Source organism: Gordonia sp. UBA7599, from assembly GCA_002477755.1.
Classification (GTDB): Bacteria; Actinomycetota; Actinomycetes; order Mycobacteriales; family Mycobacteriaceae; genus Gordonia.
In genome coordinates this window covers 43856-68297 of the sequence record DLKD01000054.1, presented here as the reverse complement: position 1 = coordinate 68297, position 24442 = coordinate 43856, and the positions used below count along the sequence as shown (strand labels likewise).

Annotated in this window: 24 protein-coding genes; 5 read left to right on the top strand and 19 right to left on the bottom strand. The window is 66.3% G+C overall.

The window, feature by feature from the left end; all coding sequences use genetic code 11:
* Positions 1-301: 301 nt before the first annotated feature.
* From B4L26_RS07005 to B4L26_RS06995, 3 genes are read right to left on the bottom strand one after another with little or no spacing between them, the layout of a single operon-like run.
* Positions 302-1039 (bottom strand): nuclear transport factor 2 family protein, encoded by a 738-nt coding sequence (locus B4L26_RS07005; protein WP_290717433.1) that lies wholly within the window; start codon positions 1037-1039, stop codon positions 302-304.
* Between the two features lie 47 nt (positions 1040-1086).
* Positions 1087-1881, bottom strand: a complete 795-nt coding sequence (locus tag B4L26_RS07000; RefSeq protein WP_290717431.1) for a hypothetical protein — start codon at positions 1879-1881, stop codon at positions 1087-1089.
* The gene (locus B4L26_RS06995) at positions 1878-3155 is read right to left on the bottom strand and encodes a hypothetical protein (protein WP_290717429.1); all 1278 of its coding nucleotides are present in this window, start codon (positions 3153-3155) and stop codon (positions 1878-1880) included. Before B4L26_RS06995 ends, B4L26_RS07000 begins: the two co-directional genes overlap by 4 nt.
* Before the next feature lie 72 nt (positions 3156-3227).
* Here B4L26_RS06995 and B4L26_RS06990 point away from each other — a divergent pair, with 72 nt between their 5' ends.
* A complete protein-coding gene (locus B4L26_RS06990; protein ID WP_290717427.1) occupies positions 3228-3818 on the top strand; it encodes a TetR/AcrR family transcriptional regulator in 591 nt (196 codons plus the stop codon).
* On the opposite strand, the gene B4L26_RS06985 is transcribed toward B4L26_RS06990, so the two are convergent.
* The 12 genes from B4L26_RS06985 to B4L26_RS06930 form a co-directional block, all read right to left on the bottom strand.
* Positions 3781-4182 (bottom strand): hypothetical protein, encoded by a 402-nt coding sequence (locus B4L26_RS06985; protein ID WP_290717426.1) that lies wholly within the window; start codon positions 4180-4182, stop codon positions 3781-3783. The two genes, B4L26_RS06990 and B4L26_RS06985, sit on opposite strands and share 38 nt — an antisense overlap.
* Positions 4179-5435 carry a DUF58 domain-containing protein gene (locus B4L26_RS06980; protein ID WP_290717425.1) on the bottom strand — a complete coding sequence of 419 codons (1257 nt, stop codon included), beginning with the start codon at positions 5433-5435 and terminating at the stop codon, positions 4179-4181. Before B4L26_RS06980 ends, B4L26_RS06985 begins: the two co-directional genes overlap by 4 nt.
* The gene (locus B4L26_RS06975) at positions 5432-6385 is read right to left on the bottom strand and encodes an AAA family ATPase (protein WP_290717440.1); all 954 of its coding nucleotides are present in this window, start codon (positions 6383-6385) and stop codon (positions 5432-5434) included. The genes B4L26_RS06980 and B4L26_RS06975 overlap by 4 nt, the downstream gene beginning before the upstream one ends.
* 17 nt (positions 6386-6402) lie before the next feature.
* Positions 6403-6909: a hypothetical protein gene (locus B4L26_RS06970; RefSeq protein WP_290717423.1), complete on the bottom strand. Its 507-nt coding sequence runs from the start codon at positions 6907-6909 to the stop codon at positions 6403-6405.
* Positions 6906-7865: a DUF4129 domain-containing protein gene (locus B4L26_RS06965; protein WP_290717421.1), complete on the bottom strand. Its 960-nt coding sequence runs from the start codon at positions 7863-7865 to the stop codon at positions 6906-6908. The genes B4L26_RS06970 and B4L26_RS06965 overlap by 4 nt, the downstream gene beginning before the upstream one ends.
* 117 nt (positions 7866-7982) lie before the next feature.
* The gene (locus B4L26_RS06960; RefSeq protein WP_290717420.1) at positions 7983-9608 is read right to left on the bottom strand and encodes a DUF222 domain-containing protein; all 1626 of its coding nucleotides are present in this window, start codon (positions 9606-9608) and stop codon (positions 7983-7985) included.
* Between the two features lie 177 nt (positions 9609-9785).
* Positions 9786-10907, bottom strand: a complete 1122-nt coding sequence (gene solA, locus B4L26_RS06955) for an N-methyl-L-tryptophan oxidase (protein WP_290717418.1) — start codon at positions 10905-10907, stop codon at positions 9786-9788.
* Positions 10908-10932: 25 nt separating this feature from the next.
* A complete protein-coding gene (locus B4L26_RS06950) occupies positions 10933-12066 on the bottom strand; it encodes a tyramine oxidase subunit B (RefSeq protein ID WP_290717416.1) in 1134 nt (377 codons plus the stop codon).
* Positions 12067-12083: 17 nt separating this feature from the next.
* Positions 12084-13247, bottom strand: coding sequence for a M20 family metallopeptidase (locus tag B4L26_RS06945; RefSeq protein WP_290717414.1), 1164 nt, complete (start codon positions 13245-13247; stop codon positions 12084-12086).
* A complete protein-coding gene (locus tag B4L26_RS06940; RefSeq protein ID WP_290717412.1) occupies positions 13244-13918 on the bottom strand; it encodes a DUF1028 domain-containing protein in 675 nt (224 codons plus the stop codon). The genes B4L26_RS06945 and B4L26_RS06940 overlap by 4 nt, the downstream gene beginning before the upstream one ends.
* On the bottom strand, positions 13915-14349 hold the full coding sequence (locus B4L26_RS06935) for a RidA family protein (protein ID WP_290717410.1): 435 nt from the start codon (positions 14347-14349) through the stop codon (positions 13915-13917). Before B4L26_RS06935 ends, B4L26_RS06940 begins: the two co-directional genes overlap by 4 nt.
* On the bottom strand, positions 14346-15755 hold the full coding sequence (locus B4L26_RS06930; RefSeq protein ID WP_290717408.1) for a purine-cytosine permease family protein: 1410 nt from the start codon (positions 15753-15755) through the stop codon (positions 14346-14348). The genes B4L26_RS06935 and B4L26_RS06930 overlap by 4 nt, the downstream gene beginning before the upstream one ends.
* A gap of 261 nt (positions 15756-16016) precedes the next feature.
* On the opposite strand from B4L26_RS06930, the gene B4L26_RS06925 reads away from it, so the two are divergent.
* Positions 16017-17507, top strand: coding sequence for an aldehyde dehydrogenase family protein (locus B4L26_RS06925; RefSeq protein WP_290717406.1), 1491 nt, complete (start codon positions 16017-16019; stop codon positions 17505-17507).
* Between the two features lie 21 nt (positions 17508-17528).
* Here the strand turns inward: B4L26_RS06925 and B4L26_RS06920 are convergent, their stop codons facing one another.
* A complete protein-coding gene (locus B4L26_RS06920; protein ID WP_290717404.1) occupies positions 17529-18785 on the bottom strand; it encodes a flavin-containing monooxygenase in 1257 nt (418 codons plus the stop codon).
* A 143-nt stretch (positions 18786-18928) separates the two neighbouring features.
* On the opposite strand from B4L26_RS06920, the gene B4L26_RS06915 reads away from it, so the two are divergent.
* Complete coding sequence (locus tag B4L26_RS06915) at positions 18929-19876, top strand: LysR substrate-binding domain-containing protein (RefSeq protein WP_290717402.1); 948 nt, start codon at positions 18929-18931, stop codon at positions 19874-19876.
* Positions 19877-19882: 6 nt separating this feature from the next.
* Here the strand turns inward: B4L26_RS06915 and B4L26_RS06910 are convergent, their stop codons facing one another.
* From B4L26_RS06910 to B4L26_RS06900, 3 genes are all read right to left on the bottom strand, one after another.
* Positions 19883-20659 carry an amidohydrolase gene (locus B4L26_RS06910; RefSeq protein WP_290717400.1) on the bottom strand — a complete coding sequence of 259 codons (777 nt, stop codon included), beginning with the start codon at positions 20657-20659 and terminating at the stop codon, positions 19883-19885.
* Positions 20659-21528: an amidohydrolase gene (locus B4L26_RS06905; RefSeq protein WP_290717398.1), complete on the bottom strand. Its 870-nt coding sequence runs from the start codon at positions 21526-21528 to the stop codon at positions 20659-20661. Before B4L26_RS06905 ends, B4L26_RS06910 begins: the two co-directional genes overlap by 1 nt.
* A 108-nt stretch (positions 21529-21636) precedes the next feature.
* Positions 21637-22179, bottom strand: a complete 543-nt coding sequence (locus tag B4L26_RS06900) for a TetR/AcrR family transcriptional regulator (RefSeq protein ID WP_290717396.1) — start codon at positions 22177-22179, stop codon at positions 21637-21639.
* Between the two features lie 98 nt (positions 22180-22277).
* Here B4L26_RS06900 and B4L26_RS06895 point away from each other — a divergent pair, with 98 nt between their 5' ends.
* Positions 22278-23564, top strand: a complete 1287-nt coding sequence (locus B4L26_RS06895) for a lipase family protein (protein ID WP_290717394.1) — start codon at positions 22278-22280, stop codon at positions 23562-23564.
* Positions 23565-23622: 58 nt separating this feature from the next.
* Entirely contained in the window at positions 23623-24426 is an 804-nt protein-coding gene (locus B4L26_RS06890) for an SDR family NAD(P)-dependent oxidoreductase (RefSeq protein WP_290717392.1), read from the top strand.
* Positions 24427-24442 lie beyond the last annotated feature (16 nt).

Sequence of the window (24442 nt, the reverse complement as noted above, 5' to 3'; positions counted from 1 at the left end):
TGGTAGCGCACTTGACTGGGGGTCAAGTGGTCGCAGGTTCAAATCCTGTCAGCCCGACGTAAAACCCTGGTGAGACGTTATGTCTCACCAGGGTTTTGTTGTGACTCGAACGGTCACGACTCGAACCCCCGCCGGGAGAGAAGTGCAGGGGTCGCCAACAGGGCGATCCCACCTGTGACTACATCGCAGCGGTACAACCCAACCGCGCTGACCGTGACGCCTGGACGCCGACCTGGACGCGGAAATCCCAAGCCTGACACTTACCCGGTCGCACCTAGGCGCCGGACCAGAGCGTAGGCCCTTACCCGCGTGAGCGGAAGCGGTTGAGCATGGCCGGGATCCGGCTGGCGCTGAACAGCGTCTTGAACACGAGACTGTCGTCTCCGGGCAGGATGCCCGCCGACTGGGTAGCGTCGAGCAGGTCGAAGACGGTCTCACCCTCGTACATGAGTCCGTCGGCATTGAAGTGGTACCGGTCGATGGCCGCACACTGCACGAACGTGCCGTTGCCGTGCAACACCGGGGCGTTGTCGTCGTACGGGTAGAACTTCAGCGCCCCGCTGAAATGGCCTGTTCCGATGTAGCGGATGCACATGCGCAGCTCACCGTCGGGCGTGAGATCGATGTAGACCTGCCCGGGCAGCGGGTCGTAGCGCCAGTCGGGGATGGCGTCGAAGAAGGCGAAGTTGTAGGTGACGAACTCCTCCTGGCCGACGAGGATGCGCCCGAAGGTAGAGGGGTCCTTGTAGCGCAGGTCCTCGGTGTAGAGCTCGTGGTTGAGGGACATGTCGCGCATCAGCCAACTCCACCAGTACTTCTTGGCCCACTCCAGCGTCCACGCGATGTCGAAGCCGTGTTCGGCGTAGAAGGCGATCTTCTTCTCGTAGTCGGCGAACCATTCGGTGGTCATCGCGTTGAGTTCCGGCTCGGTGAGCGTGCGGAGTTGACCGCCGGCACGGTTGCCCGGCAGGAACTCGGGAATCGGCTGGCGCAGGCGGGGGAGGGCGAGCGCTTCTTGGAACTTGGTTTCGTCGAACATGGCTCTGCTTTCGGTGAGGCGGGGCTTTCGGTGAGGCGGGTGGATTGTCAGGCGGGGAGGCGATCGTCAGGACGGTAGTGCGGGCTGGGGTCGACGAGAAGGATGCCGGGTGGTGCGGCGATCACCGCGGCGACCGCGTCGAAGGCGAGTTTCGCATCGAGCGCCGGGTCGTCACGGTCGATCTGCCACTGCATCTGCAGGTCGCCGGGATCGGCGGCGACGGTGATGGCGTACGTGGCTACGCCGGCGACATCCCCGAACGGCAGGTGATCGGACGGGCCGGTGGGCTGTGTGACACCGGCGAAAATCTCGCCTCGGTAGAACTCGACCCCGTTGAGGAGACCGCGCACGAGCAGAATCGGGTTGTCGCCGTCTTTCGTTGTCTCGGTCGCGACGTCGCCGGGATCCGCCTCGAACATGGCGGCGGCCAGCGCGTGAACACCCGCGCGGTGGCGTCGATCGTCGGCGCGCACGGTGCCCTGATAGACCTCGACGACGCGGATGTGCGAGGCGCTGGTCGGCGCTTGGAGGACGGTGGCGGCAATAAGCTCGACCAAGAAGACGTGGCGGCCGGTGTGGTGGAAGGTACTTCGCCCGCGCGCACACGCCTCCTCGAGGGCGTCGTCGCCGACGGTGAGCGTGCCGGTGGTGATCACATCGACGCCCTGTGACAGGAGGTGCAGGACGTCGTCGTCGATGGGCGTGTCGTCGGTGCGGAGTATCACGGTGCAACCGCGGCTGGCGGCGAGAGCCTCTGCGAGCGAATCGACGCGCACCGTGCCGTGTGGCAGTGCGCCGGTGTCGACGGGCCGGTCGGTCCACAGCGTGACGGGTGTGGTCATCGAGTGCCTCCGGTCGCCGGTCGGTAGAAGGGTTCGGCGTCGTCGATAAGGACGCCGGGTGCGGCGTCGCACGTGGGTATCACGGCGTCGACCAGTGCGTTGGCCGAGGCAGCGGTGATCATGTTGCCGTGGGGGCGCAGCTCCGGGCTCGCGAACTGGCCACGGAACGAGGTGGGTTTGCCAGTCACCTCGAAGGTGTATCCGCCGTGGGGCGGAAAGTTTCCGTAGGGCAGGTCGTCGCCGCGGAAGGCGTTCTCCGGGGTGAGGTACCAGCATTCCTCGTTGGTGAAGAAGTGGTGGTCGCCGAGGTATCCGCGGTGGGTCATGTGCATCACTGCGGCAGTGCCGCGTGCAATGTGCGTCGACCCGATCTGGATGTCGGACTTGGCCGGGAGCGCGCGCATCGAGCGTTCGACGCGAACCTCGTCGGGATGCGCGCCGTAGAACGCGTGGGCGACATTGCCGGTGAGGTCGCCGTAGTAGAAGTCGCCGGCTTTGGCGAGGAACCAGTCGGTGTCGATATCTGCGATGCCGCGGCCGAAGCCGAAGAACTTCAGGCCGCCCCACATGCCGTCGGGGGCGTGGGAGAAGTCGACCGACTCGACGAAGCGGATGTGGGACACCTCCGAGAGCGGTTGGCACATCCGCTTGAGCAGTCGCTCGACCATGAACGTTGGATGGACACCGGTGCCATGCAGTGTCACACCGCCCTTACGACACGCGTCCAGCATGCGTTCGGGGGTGGCGCGGGCCGGGAAACGTTGCTCGGCAACGCCTTTGAGTGCGAAGTTGCCGATGGAATCGAAGCGCTTGGACGCCGTCAGGGCCCGTCCGAATCGCATGGTCCGCCGTTCGGCGGCGTCGCGCCACAGTCCGTTGGAGCGCGACATCTCCCGGAGTCGGGACATCGGCGTCGTCGCTTGGTTGTGCCAGTTGGGCATCGCGAGGTTGTGATAGGCCGCGGTGGTGACCACGTTCTTCCCTGACTCGAGCAGGGCGATCACATCGGCGTCGATCCCCTCGAGGATGGATGACGGCAGTGGCGTCACGATGACGCAATCAGCGTCGAGGTCGAGGATCTCCCGCTTGGAGGTCGTCGCTCGGATGCCGATCGGCTCGATGCCCACCAACTCGCCGGCATCTCGGCCGTCCTTGTGGGGGCTGAACACTTTGACGCCCACGACCTCGATGGCGTCGTCCGCGTGGGCGGCACGCAGCGTCGCGCCGCCGACCTCGCCCGGTCCCCAGATGATGACGCGCTTCCGACTGCCCACCGCACCAAGCCTTGTCTCTAACTTACATGTTGTTAGCTAGGCAACTTACGACATGTAAGTTATTGTGGTCAAGTGGTCCAGACACGTTTGCCGCCCACTCTGCGACAGGAGCAGATGCTCGATGCGTGTCGCACGATCGTCGACGAGGAGGGTTTTCACGCAGTCACGATCAACCGTGTTGCGCAGGATTGCGCGGTCAGTCGGACGGTCGTGTACCAGCAGTTCGGAAGTCTGAATGCGATGCTCATCGCATTGGTGGATCGCGAGATCAATCGGGCCGGGGAGGGATTCTTGGGCGCGGTGCACGATCACGCCGCGTCGGAAACGTTTTCGGAGGTGATGGCCGGCGTCCTCGCAGCGGTGGACACCCATCCCGCGACGTGGCGGATGTTCATGATGCCCGGTGAAGGGGGACCGCCGGAGCTGTACGCCCACCTCGTCCGCGCCCGTGCGTCCGTGCTCGGGTACGTGACCCGGGTGATCGGTGACCAAGTCGACGGTGGCGGGGGCGACACCGAACTGAGCGCGCGCTCCCTGCACGCGATTGCCGATGAGATCGTGCGACTGCGGCTCCAGGACCCCGATAGGTACTCGATCGACCGTCTACTCCGGCATGCCGAGGTCGTCAGTGCGGCCTTGATACCGGTGACACCAACGGGTTGATCGCCGCTGCATAGACCACCACCGCGGCGATCGGCCCGAGCAGCGGCCACCACGCCCACGTGACGGGCACGATGCTCGCGAACAGTGCGACTGCGCAGCCACTGAGCGCTGCACCGACCACCGGCGCGGTGAGCGCATTCACCCCCGGGACCGCCACCGAGTGGACGGCCAGAAGGTACACCGCGGCCAGGCCGCCGGCGGCCACTGCGATCAGCACCGGCACCTCGACCAGGGCGAGCACCCCGGCTATACAGATCACGGCGAGCGTCGCGGCCGGGCGGAAACGCCACCCGAGCGGCGTGGCGACGGCGGCACCGAGCGCGAGGACCGTCGTGGCGGTGTCGAGCAGCCATGTCGTGGTCATCGTCGTCTCCCCGGTCCCACCCGCGCCCCGACGATCTGCATCGCCAGGTGCAGTCCGACGTCGTCACGCCACGGCACCACGTCGACGCCGACCGCGGCGAGATCCCGGTACATTCCGGACCGTTCGAGTCGCCACCACCGGGCGATCGTCGGCTCCGGTTCGTCGGCGAACGGGGAACCGGGTAGGACGTCGACGACGATGACGCGGTGCCCCCGCGTTCGCAGATCGATCAGCGCCAGCGCGAAATCGGTGTCCAGCAGGGTGGAGAATGCGATCACGATTGCATGCGGCGGCAGGGCCCGGCGGGGGGCGAGCGAACCGTCGGGCCGCTTCGGTGCAGACACGGCGTCGAGGATGGTGTCGAGTACCCGGTAGAACTGGCGGCGCCCGATGTCGGGCCGGAGCCACCGAACGCTGTGGCCCAGTACGACGACACCTACCCGGTCGGCGGATCGTACGGCGGTGTCGACGACTTGGGTCGCGCCGCGCGCCACGCGGTCGGTGGCCGCGGTGGCGGGCCCGTGCGGTTGCCGATGGGTGTCGAGGATGACGACGACGTCGGCCGATCGGTCGGTGAATCGGTCGGTGACGTGGAGGTTCCCGCGCCGCGCACTGACCCGCCAATTCACGGTCCGCAACGGATCGCCAGGAACGTAAGGGCGGACGTCCGCGAACTCCACGCCCAGTCCGTGGTGACGGGTGAGGTGGGTGCCGATCCGGTCGGGTAACTCGGCGCGAGGCAGTGGTGTGGCCGGTGGCTCGGCCACCGGGAAAACCCATACGTCGGCCGCGACAACGATCGCCGACGCTGCGAAGAAGCCGGACCGGGTGGTTGCGCGGACGCGCACCGGGGCGCGATAGCGACCCCATCGCTGGGCGGTGACCTGCAGCTCGGCGCTAGCGTCGCTGCCCGGTTCAAGCACCGCTTCCACGCCGTCTCGGGGTACGACTGCTTCGACGGTCAGAAGGGCGTCGGCGGCGTCGGATTCGGCGCGGATCGTGAACTCTGCGGTCTCGGATTCGAAGAGGCGAACCGATGGTGGGTCGGGTCGGACCCATATGGTGGCCTCATCGCGAGGTGCGCCGATGGCGACGAGGATCCCGACCAACGGTGCCGCAAACGCGGCAAGTTGCCAGCGGCCCGCGAGCACTGCCAGTACCAGGGCGACTGCCGCGCAGGTAGCCACCGATACGGTCAGCGGGGACGGACGCCAGACGAGTGGTACCCGATCACCGTCGGCGAAGGTCGTCATCCCGATGTGCGCGGGACGGGGAGGCGGCGCAACAGTTCGTCGATCACGTCGTCGCCGTGAATCTGGCGGACCCACATTTCGGGACGCAGGCTGATCCGGTGAGCGGTTGCGGCTGGCGCCAGTGCTTTGACGTCCTCGGGGATCACGTAGTCGCGCCCGGCCAACATTGCCCGGGCGCGCGCCATCTGCACCAGGTCCAGCTCGGCGCGCGGGCTGATCCCGACCTCCACCTGCGGGTGGCTGCGGGAGGCGGCGGCCAAGGCGACCACATAGCGCACCACGTCGGCGTGGACATCGACCTGTTCGACGGCCTCGCGCATGGCCGAGGCTTCGGCCGCGTCGACAATCTGGGCGAGTTGCGGCGGCGCGGACCCGCGGTCCAGGCGACGCTGCAGCATCTCGGTTTCGCCGGCCTCGTCGAGATAGCCGAGGCGAAGTCGAAGTGCGAAGCGGTCGCGTTGTGCCTCGGGCAGGGGATAGGTGCCCTCGTACTCGATCGGGTTGTCGGTGGCCAGCACCATGAACGGGGTGGGCAGCGGGCGGGTCTGACCGTCGACGCTGACCTGACCCTCGGCCATCGCCTCGAGCAGGGCCGCCTGCGTCTTGGGTGGCGTCCGGTTGATCTCGTCGGCCAGCAGCAGATTGGTGAAGACCGGTCCGGGTCGGAACTCGAACCGGCCGGTGGACATGTCGTAGACCGTTGAGCCGAGCAAGTCGGCCGGCAGCAGATCCGGGGTGAACTGCACGCGTGTGAAGTCGAGACCGAGAACCGTCGCGAACGACCGTGCGATCAAGGTCTTGCCGAGGCCGGGAAGATCCTCGAGCAGGACGTGCCCACCGGCGAGCGCCGCAGTCAAGATGAGCTTCAACGCTTCTCGTTTCCCGACGACTATGCGCTCGATCTCGGTCAGCACCTCGTCGGCTCGTCGGGCCGTGGCCGCTACCGACATTGCGCCGTGTCCCCTGGTCACAGCTGCTCCAATCGCACGAGGATGGCGTCGAGCACTTCTCGGCCGGGTCCGGCCTCGTCTCGGCGGTCGTAGTCGGCGCCCTGAGGATCCACCCACGCCCACAGTTGGGGGCCGAACGTCATCAACCCGGTCGCCGCGGTGTTCCCCGTCCTGCCGACCCCCGCCGGACCACCTCGCTTACCGGTGGCCATCAGGAACTCCCGCGCCAGGATGGGGCGCAGATGACGGTCCCATTCGCCACGCGATCCGTCGGCCCAATCAATCAGGATGCGGGTGCGGGCCTGCCAGCGAACCAGCGCATCGTCACGCCAGGTGTCCGCAGGTGTCGAGGATCGGCGGTGCGCGCCGACGGTCACCAACAGCCGCAGGGCGCCCAGCGTGAGGGCTGCAGCGCTGGCACCGGCCAACAGTGCATACGGTCGGAATCGGCCTGCGGCGAGCAAGATCTCAAGGCCCGCCACCGCGATGATCACGGCCAGGACAGTCCTGAGTAGGGTGTTCATCTGCGGCCGCCCAGGTCGTCGAGCAGGATCTGCAGCCACGTCACCGCAGACTCGCGGTGTTCCTCGGTCAGTCGGTGTGGGCTGAACCGGGCCTCGGCGAACAACCCGACGAGTGGGGCTCCGGGGCTTTCCGCGTGCAGCGCGCCGCGGACCACCGCGCGGTCGAGCACCTCGGACGGAGTGTCCGAAGGTAGTGGGGCGACGTCGGGCTCCCTGGCCAGCGCTCGTTCCATTGCGGCGTAACAGGCGATGATCGCCGCCCGCGGATCCCGTCCGGGTGCATCGACCTCGGCCAGACCGAGAGTCGCGGCTCGGACCAATGCATCGGGGTCGTCGCTGTCGGCGACGGGGTGCGAGGCATCGTCGGGCCGGGGTGGAGGTGATTCGACGAGAACACGGGGTGATCGGGCTGCGAGCACCAAGGTTCCACCGACGGCCAGCGCGACGAGGAGTCCGGCCACTACCAGGATCGGCGTCGTGGGAATCTCCGATGTCGGGTTTGGGCGGGCGGACGGGGCGCGGCCGCCGTCTGTGTTGCGTTCAGGGGAGCGGTGTTCTGCTGTCCGTGCCGGTTCCGGCTCTGGCCGGTCGGGAACGGCGGGGCCGCGGATTGCTGCAAGTGCACCGAGGGCGACCAGGACCGTCGTGACCGCGACGACCACGGCCAGGACTTCGCGTCGGCCCAGGCGTGTTTTCCCGGATCGGCGCACGATCAGGGTCGGCCGTTGGGTGCGCTGTGCCCGGAGTGCACTGGCCAAGGTGATCGCCAGGATCGCGGCCGCCACCAATCCGAGTGAGACGAGCGTCGCCATGGTTGCGAAACCGTCGGCGGGTTCCTGCTCGGCAGAGGAAGCGTCCACGTCGGGGAGCCGGCCGCGCAGGGCGACCACAGCAATCACTACGGCGGCGAAGGCGACGCCGACGCGGAGTATGCGGTTGTCATCGGAACCATCCATGTCGATCCGTCCGATCGCGGCCCTCCGTGCGCTGAAGGTATCCGCTTCTCATCGTGGCACTTCCGGACGACCGCCACCATGGGTCGGCGTGACTCGCCCAGGGGGCGGGCACGATTCTCAGAGTTCGGTGTAGCCGAGTCGTGTGGTGAGTCGGGTTTCGACGTTGGGGTTGAGGTCGTGGGGTGGGTCGGCGTGGGCGGTGCCTTTGCCGCGGCTGGTTCTGATGCGTCGGATGGTGGCTCGGGCGAGGTCGTCGGGGTGGCAGCTGGTGTTGATTCGTGGGGTGCCGGTGGGTCCGGTGCGGCAGCGTAGGCGCCATTGCACTTTTCCGGCGTTGGGTCCGTGGGTTTGGTAGGTGGTTTCCCATTGGTAGGGCTTGTCGCCGACGTTGCGGTTGTTGGGGCCACTGGTGGCGGTGAGTTTGTCGATGTCGGTGGTGCCGCCTTTGGCCCAGTCGGGGAGGTGGTGGGCTTGGGTGTGGATGAACGCGGTGTCGGAGTCGGGGTTGGTGTCACCGCGGTCACGGGCGAACAGGGCGCAGCGTTGGGCAAACGTCGCTGAGCGTTTCGCGCGGCCGTGGTAGAGGATTTCGCGGGTGTGATCACGGAACACGATCAGGTTGGGGTCGAGGCGGGCGGCGATCTCGACGAGGGCACCGACGGGGATCAGGGTGCCGGTGCTGGTCAGGGCTTGTCCGCACCCGGCTTTCAAATCGGCCAGGGTGGCGGTGAGGATGAATTGCCCGGGGATGCGGCGGGGACTGCCCAGACCGCCGTGGCCGGTCAGGTAGTCACACATCGCTTCCAGCGCGTCGTGGTTGCGTTGGGTGGGGCTGCGCCGATCACGGCGCCTAGCTTGGGTCAACCGTTCGGCGGCCGCTTCGTCGTCGGGGTCGATGTCGGTGACCGACCCGCCGATGCGTTCCTCGACACTGTCGGCGGGGTTGTTCATACCCGGTGCGGCGTAGTTGGCCAGCACCAGCTCGAACTTGGCGCGCAACGCCGGGGTCAATTGGCCGGTCAACTTCGACATCAACTGGCGGTCTTGGGGTGCCAGCGACAGCCGGCGGTGCCCGGCGCGATCACGGTCATCGGTCAACGACCCGTCAGGATCGAGATACGACAGCAGCGCGATACCGGCTTTGCGCAGCTCCCAGGGGGTCAAGGTGGTGGCCATCGCGGCCAGATCGGTTTCGGCGGTGGCCACCACATCAGCGGGCAACGCATGGGGGATGTGGGCGATGACCTCGGCGATCTCATCGACATGCGCCGCTGAGATTGCGCCCTCGGCGACTGCGGCGGTGGTCGCCGGCAGCGTGGGCGGCAGGGTTTGTCCGGTCATCGACGTCAACGACGCGATCTTGGCCGCACGGCGGCACCGTTTGCGGGCCTCGCCGCGCCCCAGGCGCAAGCCTTTGGCCAACCAGCCGATCGGATGGGTGAACCCCTCACGCGTGTAGGCACACCGGTCGTTGATCTCGGTGAACAACTGCGCATCCACCCCCACCGCCGCACACCGCGCCGCCTCCAACCCACGATGGGCGGCCAACAACGCATCCTCGGTCTCCGCCGCCCACAAAGCCTCACCGAGACGCTCCATCGTTGCGCGCAACACCGCCACCAACTCGCCGGGTGAATCCGGTAGCACCACCGGACACGACAGGCGATCCGTCGTCGCGGCGTCGACGTTCCGGGCGATCCCGACCACAGCGTCGGTGTCCGTGTCGGTGTCGGTGACGGTCATCGGATTCACCCCCCCTGAACTGCATGAACAATGTGTTGTTCGAACTACTGTTCACCCTACACTCGACCCCTGACAACCGCCACAAGTCGGTGACTCGAAGGTTGATGGCAGACGTTGCAGATCGGTGCTGACCTGGGCCCATTGTCTATCGTGGCGTGGATCGGTATTTTGGCAGGCTCAGCGGGCGTGCTGTGCCAGGGCGAACCCTGGATCATAGAGGTCGTTGCGCTCACCGGTGATCATGTCGGCGGCGAGTTCACCGTAGACGGGTGCGAATTTGAAGCCCCGACCGGAGAACGCGGTCAGCAACAGCATCCCGGAATCCTCGTCGATGTCGATGATGGGGAAGTCTCCCGGAGCACACAGATCGTGGTGCATCGAATGGCGCACCGGCTCGGGATTGAGGTCGGGCAGATACCGTGCAGCCCACTCGCCCACCTTGCGGAGTTCGTTCCGCTCGAACGCCGGGATCTCATCGGGATCGGCGATGGCCGACCACTGGGGATCGCAGGCGACTTTCACGCTGTAGGAGTCGTGTGTCGGCGTGCCGTAGAGGTGCACGCCGTCGGAATCCCTGATGAAGACCGGGAACCGGTCGGGGGTAAACATCTCCGGGTGACGCGGCATGAACCAGGTCAGGGCGAACGGCAAGACGTGTAGGTAGCCACGCAGGTCGGGCCGCAGGCGCATCGTCCACGAACCGGTGGCGACCACCACCTTGTCGCAGGTGATCGGCTCGTCGGAGGTGATCAGTTTGAGGCGTCCGCCCTCCTCGTCGAAGTCGAGTACCTCGGTGTTGGTGACCACCGACGCGCCGTGGGAGGTGGCCGCCTCGACGGCTGCAAGCACACTCGCTTCCGGATAGAGGCTCCCCGCTCGCAGGTCGAGAACGGCAGCATCGTCGTCGGCGACGCGGTGCTGCGGGTATCGGGCGCGCAAGGCGTCGGCGTCGAGCAGTTCATAAGGAAGGTCGTACTTCTCGGCGCACTCCAGGGAGTTCTTCAACGACCCCGACCCTGCCGGCCCGATCTGCAGGGCACCGCATTCGTCGTATAGGTGCCGCCCCGTCTCCGCCTCCAATTCGCGCCACAGTTCCCGGGCGCGCTGGAGGAGCGGCACATAGCGCGTGCCCTCGTGCACCGTGGACCGGAACAGGCGGGAATCACCCGTGTAAGACCCTCGCGCGTGTCCGATGCCGAACTGTTCGACGCCGAGCACGCTGATGCCACGGCGCGCCAATTGCCACAGCGCCATCGAACCTGATGTACCGAGCCCGACCACCACCACTTGGGCGTCCATAGATCCTCCCTTCGGCTGTTCGTGGTCAGGACATCGCCGGAGACTGCCACAGATTCAGTGTCGTACCGATTCCCCTGGCGAGTGCATTCCGGTAGATCTGCGTCCCCCACGCGACATCCTCGACCGGCATGCCGCCGATCCCGAAGATGATGATCTCGTCGTCGCTGCGCCGCCCGATTGTCTCGCCGGCCGCGACCGCGCCGATGTCGACGAGGTCGTCGCGGCTCATCTTGCCGTCGTGAATCATGTCGGTGAACTTGCAGCCGATGATCGGCACGAGGTTGTGGGTCGGATAGCCCTCCTCAGCCGCCCACGCGTCGAAGAGGCCGATGTTGTCGACCACCTTGCGCACGTCGGGAGCCTGAAGCGCCTCGTCGATCTCCAATCCCGCAGGCATGGACAGGAATGCGCCCGGCTTGACCCATTCGCGCTTGATCAGCGGATAGGTCGACGGATCGTCGGGAACCGTGGTGGTGCAGAACGTGATCAAGTCACTGTCGCGCACGGCTTCCTCGAAGGTGTCCACCTCGGTGATGGTCGTGATGCGGGGATGCTTCTCCGCGACCCACGCGATGAACTTCTCCATGCTCGCCCGCCCTCGCCCCTTGACCTTTACGGTGTCGATGTTCGGGCAGGTGGCAAGGAAGGCCTCAAGGGTGGTGCGGGCCATCACGCCCGGGCCGGCGATGCCGACAGTCGTCGCATTCGGGCGTGCCAAGAGCCGGGCGCCGACTCCGGGGACCGCGCCGGTGCGATACGCCGAGAGGAGGTTCGCCGACATCAGTGCCAACGGCGCAGCGGTGTCGACGTCGGACAGCATGAACATGAGAATCGAACGGGGAAGGCCCTTTTCGCGGTTCTCGACATTCGACCCGTACCACTTCACGCCGAAGGTGCCGAACGAGCCGCCGAGGTATGCGGGCATAGCCATGAGCCGTCGGTCGGGGGTGTTGCGTGGCATGGTCGCGAACGGCGGGGGATCGGGAAACGTGATCATCGCGCCGTGCGAGTCGCTGTTGGGTCCGGCCATCCGATAGTCGCCGGCGTAGAGGAGTTTGAACATCTCCTGCATGGTGTCCACGCAGGCGGCCATGTCGGTCACGCCCGCGGCGATCATGTCGGGTTCGGACAGGTAGAGAAAGTCGATGGCGGTGTCCATGGTGATCTCCTGGTTTGTCAGGCGCCGAGTAGTCGGTCGCGGATGGAGTCGGTGACTGCGGCGTCGACGAGGGTGCCGGCGAGGGCCGCCGCGCCCTGCTTGATCGCGGCTTCGGCCGCCGAGGTGATGGTCGCGGCGGCGAACTCGGGTTGGTGGTTGACCGCCGGCAGCGAATCGATACCGATATAGGGGTGGATCGCGGGCAGCACCTGGGACACATTGCCCATGTCCGTTGACGCCCGGGCCATGGTGGCATCCGAGCCCGACGTGAAGGTGCGGCCGACGGCCACTGCCCGCCGCTCGTAGCATCCCAAGAGCTCGTCGTCGGTCCGGAACTCGGCGTAGGGCTTGGATTCTGGAGTGACCGTCAACGAGGCTCCGGTGGCGAGCGCACCCGCCTCGAAGCAGCGCATCACCCGGGGCTCGATCTCGGCCAGTTCGGCCAGGGTTTCCGCGCGAACGTACCAACGGCCTTCGGTGCGCTCGGCGATGGCGTTCGGGGCCTCTCCGCCGCGGGTCAGCAGTCCGTGGACGCGCACCGACGACGGCAATTGCTGGCGCAGCAGCCCGATGGCGACCTGCGCCAGGGTGAACGCGTCGGCGGCGTTGATGCCCCGGTCGGGGTAGGCGGCTGCGTGGGCGGACTTGCCGAGGTACTCGATGTGGCTGTGGGAGACGGCAAACGGTCGGGCCCTGGCGACGTCGACGGGACCTGGGTGGACCATCGCGACGGCGTGCAGGCCGTCGAATCCACCGCGCTCGAGCATCTCGATCTTGCCGCCCCCGCCTTCTTCGGCGGGCGTGCCCAGGACGTGCAGGGTGATGCCCAGGTCATCGACGAGCGGCGCGAGAGCGCACGCCGCCCCGACGGTGATCGCCGAGATCAGGTTGTGGCCGCATGCATGACCGAGTCCGGGTAGGGCGTCGTATTCGGCGCACAGCCCCAGATGCAGGTCACCGGTACCGATCGTCGCGGAGAACGCCGTCGGCAAGCCGCAATACTCAGTGGTCACCGTGAGCCCGCTGTCGGCGAGCTGGTCGGCGACACGTTGCGCCGAGCGCACTTCTTCCCAGGCGGTCTCGGGATGGTCGTAGAGGTCGCGGGAGAGACGGACGAGGCCGGCGTCTGCCGCACTGATTGTCGTGGTCACGGCGGCATCCAGCGCGGCAGTGGTGCTCATTCGTCCCCCGGAACGCCATAGGAGGGCGCACTCGTCGGGTCGACGCCCCGGACCCGGTAGTCGTCCTTCTGTGGTTTCCACAGCTCCCACAGGGCAACCAGATCGTGGAACGGGTCCTCGCTGTAGTCCACCCGCAGATCAGTCACCGGCCACGGCACATCGTCGACGACGAGCATTCCGGCTGAATGCAGGGGGCCGGCCTCACCGCCGGCGGCCAGTGCGGCGCGGAATCCGTCGAGCAAACGTTCTTCGAATGCCGGTGCCGCGCTCGTCGCGTAGCCGGCGAGCAATTCGGCGATCACGCGCTCATCGGCGAGCAGGTTGCCCGCCGCTACCGCCTGCTCGCCCACCAGATGGGTGTTGATACCGAGGCTGTTGGCACCGGAATGGACCGCAGTGCGACCTGCGGAGTCCACGACGGTTACCTGCCGGAACTCGACGAAGCGCTCTTGCGTCAGAGCGGCGGCCAGTGCGGCGGGTGCATCGGCGCCATCGGTGAGCGCATCAAGCACCGTTGGACCCAGTGCCGGATTGGTCACGTTCTGCGAGGCCACGACTCCGACGCCGGCGCGCGGGTGGGCACATCGCGCCGCCACCGCGGGGCTCGACGAACTGATGATGATTCCGAAGGCGCCGGTCGCAGCGTCGCGGGCCACCAGGGAGAACGTCATGACGATGCTCCGGCAGGACCGCTGAGCACGGCGGTCGCGTCGATCTCGACCAACCATTCGGGCCGTGCCAGCGCCTCGACGACGAGGCCGGTTGACACCGGGTACACGCCTTTGAGCCATCGGCCCATGACGGTGTAGACGGTCTCGCGGTAGCGGATGTCAGTGAGATACACGGTCACCTTGACGATGTCGGCGAGCGAGCTGCCCGCCTCGTCGAGCAGCATGGCGATGTTGGCCATGGCCTTCTCGGTCTGTGCCGCCACGTCGCCGATACCGACCGATTCCCGGGTGTCGAGGTCCTGACCGATCTGACCGCGCAGGTAGACCACGCCGCCGGCGACGACCGCCTGGCACAGGTCGTTGTCCAGGTTCTGTTCGGGATAGGTGTCTTTGGTGTTGAACGGGCGGATCCGCTGGTGGGTCGGGCTCATGCGGTCACCGCCCGAGGCGTCACCGGGTTGTCTTTGACCTTCGATTTCATGAGGAAGTAGTAGAGCGGACAGATCACCGCGAGGCCGACGATCCACGAGATGTCGACGCCGTCGATGGCTCTTGCCGCGAAGCCGGTGAAAATGGTGGTCGACAGGAACGGGATCTGGATGAGGATGCCGAGGAAGTAGCAGGCAATCGCAGTCCAGTTGAAGGTTCCGTACTCGCCGCCGTCACGCTCGAACAGTGACGGGATGTCGTACTCGCCGTGGCGGAGGAAGTAGTAGTCGACGAGGTTCACCGCGGTCCAGGGGATCAACACGCACAGCAGCAGGGCAAGGAAGTTGGCGTAGTTGGCCAAGAAGTTCTCGGCGCTGAGGAGCGCGGGGATCATGGCGATACCGAACAGGACGACAGCTGTGACGGCACGGCTGATGGCGGCGGGTTTCCACCGCGGGACGAGGTTTTGCCCAATGGTGATGGTCGACAGCGAGCCACAGTAGAGATCCATCGAGTTGGTGGCCGCCACGCCGACGGCGAAGATGATGAAGACACCCGTGGTGACGCCGTGGGTCAGCGTCCCCATCCCGTCGAGAGTGTCCGAGTTCGGCAAGGCCGCGCCGACGAGGGCACCGAGCAACATGGGCAGGGTCGAGCCAAGGACGCACCCGGCGTAGGTGGCCCAGAACGCCGCGCGGACCCCGGTGTCCTTGGGCATGTACCGCGTGTAGTCAGAGACATATGGCGCGTAGGCGATTTGCCACAGCGCGGCGACGGAGATCGTGGCCATGAACCCGGCGAGAGTGAAGCCGTTGGTGTGGAAGGTTCCCTCGGGCAGGCCGTTGACCCACACCATCCACACGAGGGCGACGATCAGGGCGCCGCCGGCGACGACTGAGAGGAAGGCTGCGAGTCCGTGAATCAGTTTGTAGCCGATCATGGTCGCGGCCACGCTCACACACCCGATCAGAAAGGTCGCAAGATTGGTGGGCATCCCGGTCACCGAGGCCAGCGCTTTGCCGCCGAGAACGGCGTTGGACGCGAAGAACCCGAGGTACATGAAGACAACGAGGACGACGACGAGAAGGCTTCCGTACGACCCGAATTGGGCTCGAGTCTGCAGCATCTGCGGAACGCCCATCTGGGGTCCCTGGGCGGCGTGCAACGCCATGACGACGCCACCGACGATGTTTCCGATGAGCACTCCGATGACGCCGGCCCACAGTGGTAGGCCGAAGACGGTCGTCGAGAGGGCTCCGGTGATGATGGTGAGCAACATGATGTTGGAGCCGAACCAGACCGTGAAGAGGTCTCGCCCTTTGCCGTGTCGCTCGTCCTCCGGGATGTGGTCAATGGTGCGGCGCTCCACCGTTACATCTGGATGGGGAGCCGGTGAGGTTGTGGTCATGGCGGACCTTTCGCTTGTGGCGGAAATGTACGCCACGACACCGGGGCGACAGGAAAAGTCTGACCGATCAGCGGTGAAAGATAAATCAGAAAGAATGGGTCTAGTGCATCAGTTTTTCTGATGATTAAGTGCTCGTGTCCCGCTGGCTCGCAGCGCACAGGGATGGCCATTCGAAATCCTGATGCAGTGGATCAATAACACAACGCCAGGTTTCACCTTGGTTTTACACATCCCGGTCGATGTTCCGTTCAGTATGGAGTCATGAGCGACCCAAGCGAACCCACCGCCGACCACTGGCGCCGCCGCGCCGCGGAGGCCACCCTCCCCACCCAGTCTTTCATCGGCGGGGCATGGTGTCCTGCGGCATCGGGGGAGAGCTTCACGGTCGTCAACCCGGCCACCGGAAAACCGTTGGTCGAAGTGGCCGCCGGTGACACTGCTGACATCGACGCCGCGGTGGCGGCGGCAGCGGAGGCGTTTCCCGGGTGGTCGGGACTGTCCGCGACCGAGCGTGGAACGCTGTTGTGCCGGTTCGCCGACCTCATCGGCGACCACATCGACGAACTCGCCCTGCTGGTCACGCTGGAGATGGGCAAGCCGATCGGCGACTCCCTCACCGTCGAGGTCCCCGGCGCGGCGGCCGTGTTCCGCTACTACGGCGAGGTCATCGACAAACTCGCGGGAGAACTGCCACCCACCTCCGACGGCAGCGTCGCAATGGTGCGGCGAGTGCCGCTGGGGGTGGTCGGCGCGGTGGTCCCGTGGAACTTCCCCCTCGACATCGCCGCATGGAAAGTCGCCCCCGCGCTGGCGGCCGGCAACACGGTGGTCCTCAAACCCGCCGAGGAATCACCCCTGTCGGTGCTGCGGCTCGCCGAGCTCGCCATCGAAGCGGGGATTCCGCCCGGGGTGTTCAATGTCGTGCCGGGCCTCGGCGCGACGGCGGGCCGGGCTTTGGGTCTGCACCCAGGTGTCGCATGTCTGACATTCACCGGATCAACCGAAGTGGGAAAGATGTTCCTGCGCTATAGCGGCGAATCCAATATGAAGCAGGTGTGGCTGGAATGCGGAGGAAAGAGCCCCAATGTGGTCTTCGCTGATTGCGCCGATTTGGACAAAGCGGCCACCATGGCGTGCTTCGGGATCTTCGGCAATTCCGGTGAAGTGTGCTCGGCCAACAGCAGACTTCTCGTTCAGCGAGAAATCGCCGACGACTTCGTCGCCAAGATTGTCGAACATGCCGCCCGTTACTCCCCGGGCGATCCGCTCGATCCCGCGTCGGCGGCGGGACCCATCGTGTCAGGCAAACAACTCGACCAGATACTGCACTACGCACAGGTGGGTGCGGCCGATGGAACACTCGCAATGGGCGGCAACCGTATCGGGAAGAGCGGGTACTTCATGGAGCCGACGGTCGTGACTGATCTCTCTGCCGACTCGGCGGTGGTGACCGACGAGATCTTCGGACCGGTTCTTGCGGTAATTCCGTTCGACTCCGAGGAGGAGGCCATCGCACTGGCCAATGACACTCCCTACGGTCTGGCCGCATCCGTGTGGACGTCGAACCTCGACCGCGCACTGCGGGTCTCCGAGGCGCTGCACGCGGGCACCGTGTCGGTCAACACCGTCGACGCCCTCTCTACTGGCACCCCGTTCGGGGGCTTTGGGGCCTCGGGATTCGGACCGGACCTGTCGGTTCACGCGATCGACAAGTTCACCGGTCTCAAGACCACCTGGCTCGCCAAGGGTTGACCCCCGCGAGTCCCAGTGGCGCTAGTCGGCGGCCGGCGCCTGGTAGGCGGCGTACGAGCGCTGGATCGCGATCTGATCCGCGAGGTACTTCGCGTCGTGCCAGACCCCCCAGATAAAGCTCGATCCGCGTCGCGACAGCCAGGGCAGCCCGAGGAAGTAGACGCCCGGCTCCGACGACACGCCGCGTTGATGACTGGGTTGGCCGTCGTCGTCGAACGCGTCCACCTGCAGCCAGTCGTAGTCATTACCGAAACCGACGGCCCAGATGATCGTTGTGACCCCCGCTGCGACGAGGTCGAGCTCCAGTATCGGATTGGTCATGCATTCCGGGTCGGGGCCGATCTCGCGGGCGGCCGGCTCGAGGGGCAGATCGAGCCCGTTTCGCTCGATGTAAGCATCGGCGGCATCGAGCATGCCGAGGTAGTTGGCGTCGCCGGCGTCGACGTTGGCCTTGAGGTCGGTACCGAACCGCATGATTCCGGCGTCGCACTCGTTGGCGCGCCCGACGAGGATGACGCCCTCTGCCGCCAGTTCTCGGAAGTCGACGGTGGTGCCGCCATGGGCACCGCTGACCGCGATGGTGACGTGTTCGGCTCCCACAGGCGGGGTGGCGGCGTCCCAGAGTCCGAGGACGCCGAGCCACCAGCAGAAATCGCGGCCGCGGTAGCTGCGCGGCGGACGGTCGTGCGGCCCGACGGCGAGGTAGACCTGCTTGCCGGCACGCTGCAGCTCATCGGCGATCTGCACACCCGAAGACCCGGCGCCGATGACCATCACCGCGCCGTCGGGGAGTTCCTGCGGATTGTGGTAGTCGCTCGAATGGATCTGGGTGATCGGCGCGGACTCGGGGACGAGCGGGGGAATGATCGGCTTCTGGAACGCGCCGGTCGCCGACACGATGAACCGGGCGTCGATCGTGCCGTCGGAGGTTTCGACGTGGAACCCGGGACTGCCCTCGTTCTTGCGCACTTTGGTCACCTCGACGCCGGTGCGGATCGGTGCACCGACCTTCTCGGCATGGGCGAGGAGGTAGTCGGCGACCTCCTCCTTACCGGCGAACGCATCGGGATCGCAGGTGAACTCGGAGCCGGGGAACCGATCGTGCCACGCGGGCCCGTTCGCGACCAGCGAGTCCCAGCGCCAGGAGCGCCAGCGCTCGGCGACGCGGTCTCGTTCGACGACCAGGTGGTCGATTCCCTGCTTACCGAGGTGCTCACTCATGGCGATACCGGCTTGCCCTGCCCCGATGACGAGGACCTCGACTGTCTCGTTGGCCACCGCAACCTCTTTCGCGATTGAAACCTGTTGTGTCGTTCTCGATAATCCCCGGCGACCGAGCATCCGTAAAGCTCATAGTATTGATGCATTGCACAATTTTTGATGATGTAGCCGAGTCCTACCGACGCGACTGAGAGGCGAGCATGACCGGCAAGGATCCCTCCTTCACGCTTGTTCAGCTCCGCTACTTCGCGGCTGCCGCCGACCTTGGCAGCATGACCGCCGCGTCGAAGGTCCTCATGGTGTCCCAGTCTGCCGTGTCGACGGCGGTCGCACAGTTGGAGAAGGAACTCGGGGTGCAACTCCTGATCCGACAGCATGCCCGGGGGTTGGAGCTGACGCCGGCGGGCCGCAACTTTCGGCAGGAACTGCGCAGCTTCCTCAACCATTCGGTGGAACTCGCCGATTCGGCGGCGCGCCTGGGCAATTCGCTGATCGGGGATCTGACCATCGGCTGCTTCTCGACGATCGCACCCTTCGGCCTGCCGACGCTGCTGGCCGCGTTCGAGCAGCAGTTTCCGCAGGTGCGGATGGGCGTGATCGAGAGTGAGCACGCAGATCTCACTCGGCTGCTTCGCGAAGGTCAATGCGAGCTGGCCCTCATGTACGGCTTCGACCGGGAGAGCGATATTCACTACCAGCCGCTGGCCATGGTGCGTCCATACGTGATCGTGGCCCTCGACCACCCGATCGCGCGCGCGGGCCGTCGGGAAGCCACGCTGAGCGAGTTCGCGACCGACCCGATGGTGCTTCTCGACCTGCCGCACAGCCGCGACTACTTCCTGTCTCTGCATCGACGTGCCGGCTTTACCCCGCGGATCAGGTTCCGCAGCACGGGCTTTGAAACCGTGAGATCGCTTGTGGCCCATGGCTTCGGATACTCCATCCTCAACCAGAGGCCGGCGCATGAACTGACCTACGGTGGACGTGCGGTCGCCACGATCGAACTCACCGACAGTGCACCGGCACTCGAACTGGTCCTCGCGAACCTGTCCGGGGTGAGGCTGACCAACCGTGCGTCGGCATTCCGAGAATTGTGCAAGCGCCACTTCACAGCGACCGAACGGGGCACCCGCGGCGCCGGCCGGTAGATGTTCTTAGCGCTCGAACACCATGGTGCCGCCGACCATGGTCGACTGCACCTCCATCTCCCCGATGTCGGGTGCGTCGGAAATATTGCCGTCGAGTACGACGAGATCGGCGTCTTTGCCGATCTCGATGGTCCCGGCCCGCTCAGCGCAATGGGTCACTCGGGCCGCGCCCGAAGTGTAGGCGTCGAGCGCCTGTCGCAGAGTGAGAGCCTGTTGGGCGAGTAGGGGGACGGTCCGTGCGTCGGGGCCGATGGCGTGCGGATCGGCCGTCGAACCGGTGCGGTGGATCGCGGTGTGAAGCGCCCACAGCGGATTCGGGTCGGTGACCGGCCAATCAGAGCCCATCGCCAATTGCGCACCGGCGGCGGCCAGGGAACCGAAGGGGAAATGCCATCGCTCTCGCTCCGGCCCCAGGAGCGGGAGCTTGCGCTCGACGATCTCGATGTCGCGCCGAGCCCACAGCGCCTGGATGTTGGCTGTAACGCCCAACTCGGCGAACCGGGGGACGTCGGCCGGATCGACGATGTCGAGGTGCGCGATCTGGTGATGGAGACCCGGGCGCTCGGCGTTTGCAGCAGTCAGGGCGTCGAGACACTCCCGGACGGCCCGATCGCCGACAGCGTGCATGTGGATGTGAAACCCGTGGCGGGCCAGGAGTCCACACACCTCGTCGAGCTCTTCGGGGTCGATGAAGGACATTCCCCGCGGATCTGCGTCGGTTGGCGCATTGCGATAGGGCTGCAGCATGGCGGCCGTGCAGTTCTCGCAGATGCCGTCCTGCATCACCTTGGCGGTGTCGATGTGGAAGCGTGGACCGCGTGCCGTCGCGCGTCGCTCCAGTATGGAATCGATCTGGTCGGGCCCGTCTTCTGGTGACCACCACAGTGCGCCGCACACCGCGCCGTGAGTTCGCCTGCGGCGTCGGCCGCCAGGTAGGTGTCAAGGGTGTCGGTGAGACCGAACGCAAGAATGCCCACCCCCGCGTCCTGCCAGCCGGTCACGCCCACCGAGTGGAGGCGTTGTTGCGCGGTGAGCAGCGCCTCGCGCAGTCGACCGGGACCGTCGGCCGGGATCAGCGCATTGACCGGGTCGAAGGCCCGCTCGAACAGGACACCGGTCGGTTCGCCGTGCTCGTCGCGGTCGATCCGGCCGCCCGGGGGATCGGGAGTGTGGGCGTCGATACCGGCGTGTTGCAACGCCTTTGAATTCGCCCACATTCCGTGTCCGTCGTGGCTGGACAGGACCACCGGGCGGTCGGCGACGACACCGTCGAGATCCTGCTTCGTCGGCAAACCCCCGGGAAACGCGTCGCCATACCAGCCGCTGCCGCTGATGACGGGTTCATCGGGATGGGTACGCGCGTATTCGGCAATGGCCGCGAGGTAGCCGCGACGGTCGTGGGCGAGTTCGGATAGGTCGCACCGCAGTGCGGCGAGGCCCCCGGCGACGGGGTGGGCGTGGGCGTCGATGAACCCGGGTAGCAGGCTTGCCCCGCCCAGATCGTGGATCTCGGTGCCGGGACCGACGGACTCCCGGGTGACGTTGGTGCCGATTTCCGTGATAGTGCCCCCGGTGACCGCCACGGTGTTAGCGGGCGCCGCGGTGGCCGGCTGCCAGACTGCTGCGTTGGTGAAGATGTGATCAGCGGTCATGTGAATCCCGTCGTGGCCTGCGGTGCGGGGTTGTCGTCCCACCGTATCGCGCCGGAGCTGTGAATGAGGGGCGGAACGATCGCCAGGTGGTCTGGGTGACGGTGCCTGCTATTGCAGCGCGCGCCGCACCAATGCCCAGCCGGTCTCGGCGGCTGCGCGTCGATTGCCCTCCGGGGTTGTGTAGAGCAGCGCGCCGAACATGTGGATCGCGACGATGAGTTCTCGCACGGTGATGTCGTCCCGGTATTCGCCGTGGCGCCCGTCGGCAAGGATCGCGCCGAACAGGTCTGCCACGCGGCTTCCCGGCCCCACCAATCCGGGGTTCGAGGGATTCGCTGCCGGTGCGACGACGGAAAGGAATCCGACCGACTCGACGAGCTGACGGGCTACCAGCTCGGCGACGGATGAGGCGGTGGCGCGCGGATCGGCGGCGGCCCGCTCCAGTTCGTCGACGTTGTCGGCGAAGACGGCGAGGATCAAGCCGGCGCGATCGCCGAATTGCCGGTACAAACTGGCCTTACCCACGCCCGCTTGCTCGGCGATCCGGGCCAGCGGCACCTGTACACCTTCGTCGGCGAACAGCGTGCGGGCAGCCGTCAGCAGGGCCGCACGATTCTCCGGTGCGGCGGCCGGTCCGCGATTGGATGCCATGTGTTCCGTCCTGCAATTGACTCTTCCGGAGGTGCCAGTCACAATCCTAACCGGACTGTCGAGTCCGGTTAGGGATCCACGACGAGGAGCGCAGACGTTTGGCACGCAGAGCAGTGATTGGCGCAGTACTGACCGGGGCGGTCCTGGTGTCCGGCGGCATGGCGGCGACGACGCCGACCGCGTTAGCCGATCCCACTAGCTTCTTCACCTACGGCGGATCGCTGGTGGGAGCGCCAGGGTCGGTGCTGAAGACTCGCGTGCTGTCGAATTCGAGTGTCAACGCCAAGGTGGTCCAGATCGTCTACCGCACCACTGATGCGCTCAAGCGGCCGACGTACAACACCACCACGGTCCTGGTGCCCCGAAGCGGTGCCGATTCGAACAAGGTGGTGTCCTACCAGTCGTTCTACGACTCGTTGGACCCGGCCGACGGTCCGTCGCGCTTCTTCGCGAACGTCCCCGGAGGCATGTCCCAGGCCGTTGAGGCAGACAAGCAGGCGATCGACCCGCTGCTCGACAAGGGCTACACCGTCATCGTCTCCGACATCGAAGGCCGCACCGCCGACTTCGCCGCGGGACCCGAGTACGGCATGGCCACCCTCGACTCCATCCGTGCCGCCGTCTCGACCCCGGTGACCGGATTGCGCAAGGACGCTCGAATCGGGCTGCTCGGTTACTCCGGCGGCGCGATCGGCACTGTGTGGGCGGCGGCGCTCGCGCCGGGATACGCGCCCGACGTCAATCGTCGGCTCACCGGTGCGGCCGCCGGTGGAATTCTCGTCAACCCGGCCCGCAACCTGCGGTATGTCAACGGCAGCCTGGTCTGGGCCGGGGTGATCCCGATGGCCGTCATCGGCGTCGGACGGTCCTACGAGGTGGACCTGATGCCCTACCTCAGCCCCTACGGCAAGCAGATCGTGAACAAGCTCCGCTATGTCCACATCAGCGAGGTGTTGGCGCAGTATCCGGGCCTGACCTGGCAGCAGCTGGCTCTCCCGCAGTACGCCGATCCGAACAAGGTCAAGCCGTTGATGGAGTCGGTGGCCAAGATCAATCTCGGCGCGGCAGGCACGCCGACCGCACCGCTGTATTTCGGGCAGGGTGCCAACGGCACACTCGAAGGCTCCAACAACGCGATCCCCGGCGTGGGGCCGGGAGACGGTGTGATGGTCGCCGGGGACGTCCGCACCCTGGCTCGCCAGTACTGCACCCAGGGCAATCGGGCCGTCAAGTACGTGCAGTACGACGCGCTCAGCCACGTTCCGACGATGGTCGCGTGGCTGCCGACGGCCATCGACTGGATCGCCGACCGCACGGCCGGACGTCCGGCGCCGACGAACTGCGGGCAGATCGCTCCCGGTAATCCGCTGATCCCGCGCTTCTGAGGGACGTGGCATACACTGACCGATCGCGCTACTGCGCTGGTCTGAGAGAGGCAATGAAATGAAGCTGCAAAGCAAGGTGCTCGTCGTCACGGGCGGTGGAGCGGGTATCGGCCGGGCGACGGTACTCGAGCTGCTGTCGCGGGGTGCGGAGGTCGCCGCCGTCGACATCTCCGAGGCGGGCTTGAAGGAGACTGCGGACCTGGCCGACGCCGGAGACCGGCTGAGCCTGCACCCACTCGACATCACCGACCGCGAGCAGGTGCTGGCGCTGCCTGCGTCGGTCGCCGACCAGCACGGGAAGGTCGACGGTCTGGTCAACATCGCCGGCATAATCCAGCCGTTCGTCGACATCATCGACCTGGACTTCGACGTCATCGAACGCGTCATCAACGTCAACTTCTGGGGCACCGTCAACATGGTGAAGGCGTTCCTGCCCATCCTCGTGACGCGGCCGGAGTCCAGCATTGTCAACGTCGCCAGCATGGGTGCGCTGGTGCCGGTGCCCGGCCAGAGCGCGTACGGCGCGTCGAAGGCCGCGGTCAGCCTGCTCACCGAGGGGCTTTACGCCGAACTGCGCGGATCGAACATCAGCATCACCGAGGTGTTCCCCGGCGCGGTGAACACCGGTATCACCGAGAACTCCGGTGTCGAACGGCCGGGCGACGTCAATGAAGGCCTGGCGGAGAAACTCGCCACCAGCCCGGAGGACGCCGCCATCAAGATCGCCACGGCGATCGAGAAGGAGAAGCTCCGCGTGCGCATCGGCAAGGATGCGGTGCTGTTCGACCTGCTCGGCCGCGTGATGCCACAGACCGGTATCAAGCTCGTCGCGAAGGCGCTGGGCTCCTTCCTGAGCGATTAGCACCTACGCCGACTAG

What these genes read in the sequence shown, in the direction of transcription:
- B4L26_RS07005 (WP_290717433.1), bottom strand. Translation starts at nt 1,039, where the DNA reads ATGTTCGACGAAACCAAGTTCCAAGAAGCGCTCGCCCTCCCCCGCCTG.
- B4L26_RS07000 (WP_290717431.1), bottom strand. Translation starts at nt 1,881, where the DNA reads ATGACCACACCCGTCACGCTGTGGACCGACCGGCCCGTCGACACCGGC.
- B4L26_RS06985 (WP_290717426.1), bottom strand. Translation starts at nt 4,182, where the DNA reads ATGACCACGACATGGCTGCTCGACACCGCCACGACGGTCCTCGCGCTC.
- B4L26_RS06980 (WP_290717425.1), bottom strand. Translation starts at nt 5,435, where the DNA reads ATGACGACCTTCGCCGACGGTGATCGGGTACCACTCGTCTGGCGTCCG.
- B4L26_RS06975 (WP_290717440.1), bottom strand. Translation starts at nt 6,385, where the DNA reads ATGTCGGTAGCGGCCACGGCCCGACGAGCCGACGAGGTGCTGACCGAG.
- B4L26_RS06970 (WP_290717423.1), bottom strand. Translation starts at nt 6,909, where the DNA reads ATGAACACCCTACTCAGGACTGTCCTGGCCGTGATCATCGCGGTGGCG.
- B4L26_RS06965 (WP_290717421.1), bottom strand. Translation starts at nt 7,865, where the DNA reads ATGGATGGTTCCGATGACAACCGCATACTCCGCGTCGGCGTCGCCTTC.
- B4L26_RS06960 (WP_290717420.1), bottom strand. Translation starts at nt 9,608, where the DNA reads ATGACCGTCACCGACACCGACACGGACACCGACGCTGTGGTCGGGATC.
- solA (WP_290717418.1), bottom strand. Translation starts at nt 10,907, where the DNA reads ATGGACGCCCAAGTGGTGGTGGTCGGGCTCGGTACATCAGGTTCGATG.
- B4L26_RS06950 (WP_290717416.1), bottom strand. Translation starts at nt 12,066, where the DNA reads ATGGACACCGCCATCGACTTTCTCTACCTGTCCGAACCCGACATGATC.
- B4L26_RS06945 (WP_290717414.1), bottom strand. Translation starts at nt 13,247, where the DNA reads ATGAGCACCACTGCCGCGCTGGATGCCGCCGTGACCACGACAATCAGT.
- B4L26_RS06940 (WP_290717412.1), bottom strand. Translation starts at nt 13,918, where the DNA reads ATGACGTTCTCCCTGGTGGCCCGCGACGCTGCGACCGGCGCCTTCGGA.
- B4L26_RS06935 (WP_290717410.1), bottom strand. Translation starts at nt 14,349, where the DNA reads ATGAGCCCGACCCACCAGCGGATCCGCCCGTTCAACACCAAAGACACC.
- B4L26_RS06930 (WP_290717408.1), bottom strand. Translation starts at nt 15,755, where the DNA reads ATGACCACAACCTCACCGGCTCCCCATCCAGATGTAACGGTGGAGCGC.
- B4L26_RS06925 (WP_290717406.1), top strand. Translation starts at nt 16,017, where the DNA reads ATGAGCGACCCAAGCGAACCCACCGCCGACCACTGGCGCCGCCGCGCC.
- B4L26_RS06915 (WP_290717402.1), top strand. Translation starts at nt 18,929, where the DNA reads ATGACCGGCAAGGATCCCTCCTTCACGCTTGTTCAGCTCCGCTACTTC.
- B4L26_RS06910 (WP_290717400.1), bottom strand. Translation starts at nt 20,659, where the DNA reads ATGCAGGACGGCATCTGCGAGAACTGCACGGCCGCCATGCTGCAGCCC.
- B4L26_RS06905 (WP_290717398.1), bottom strand. Translation starts at nt 21,528, where the DNA reads ATGACCGCTGATCACATCTTCACCAACGCAGCAGTCTGGCAGCCGGCC.
- B4L26_RS06900 (WP_290717396.1), bottom strand. Translation starts at nt 22,179, where the DNA reads ATGGCATCCAATCGCGGACCGGCCGCCGCACCGGAGAATCGTGCGGCC.
- B4L26_RS06890 (WP_290717392.1), top strand. Translation starts at nt 23,623, where the DNA reads ATGAAGCTGCAAAGCAAGGTGCTCGTCGTCACGGGCGGTGGAGCGGGT.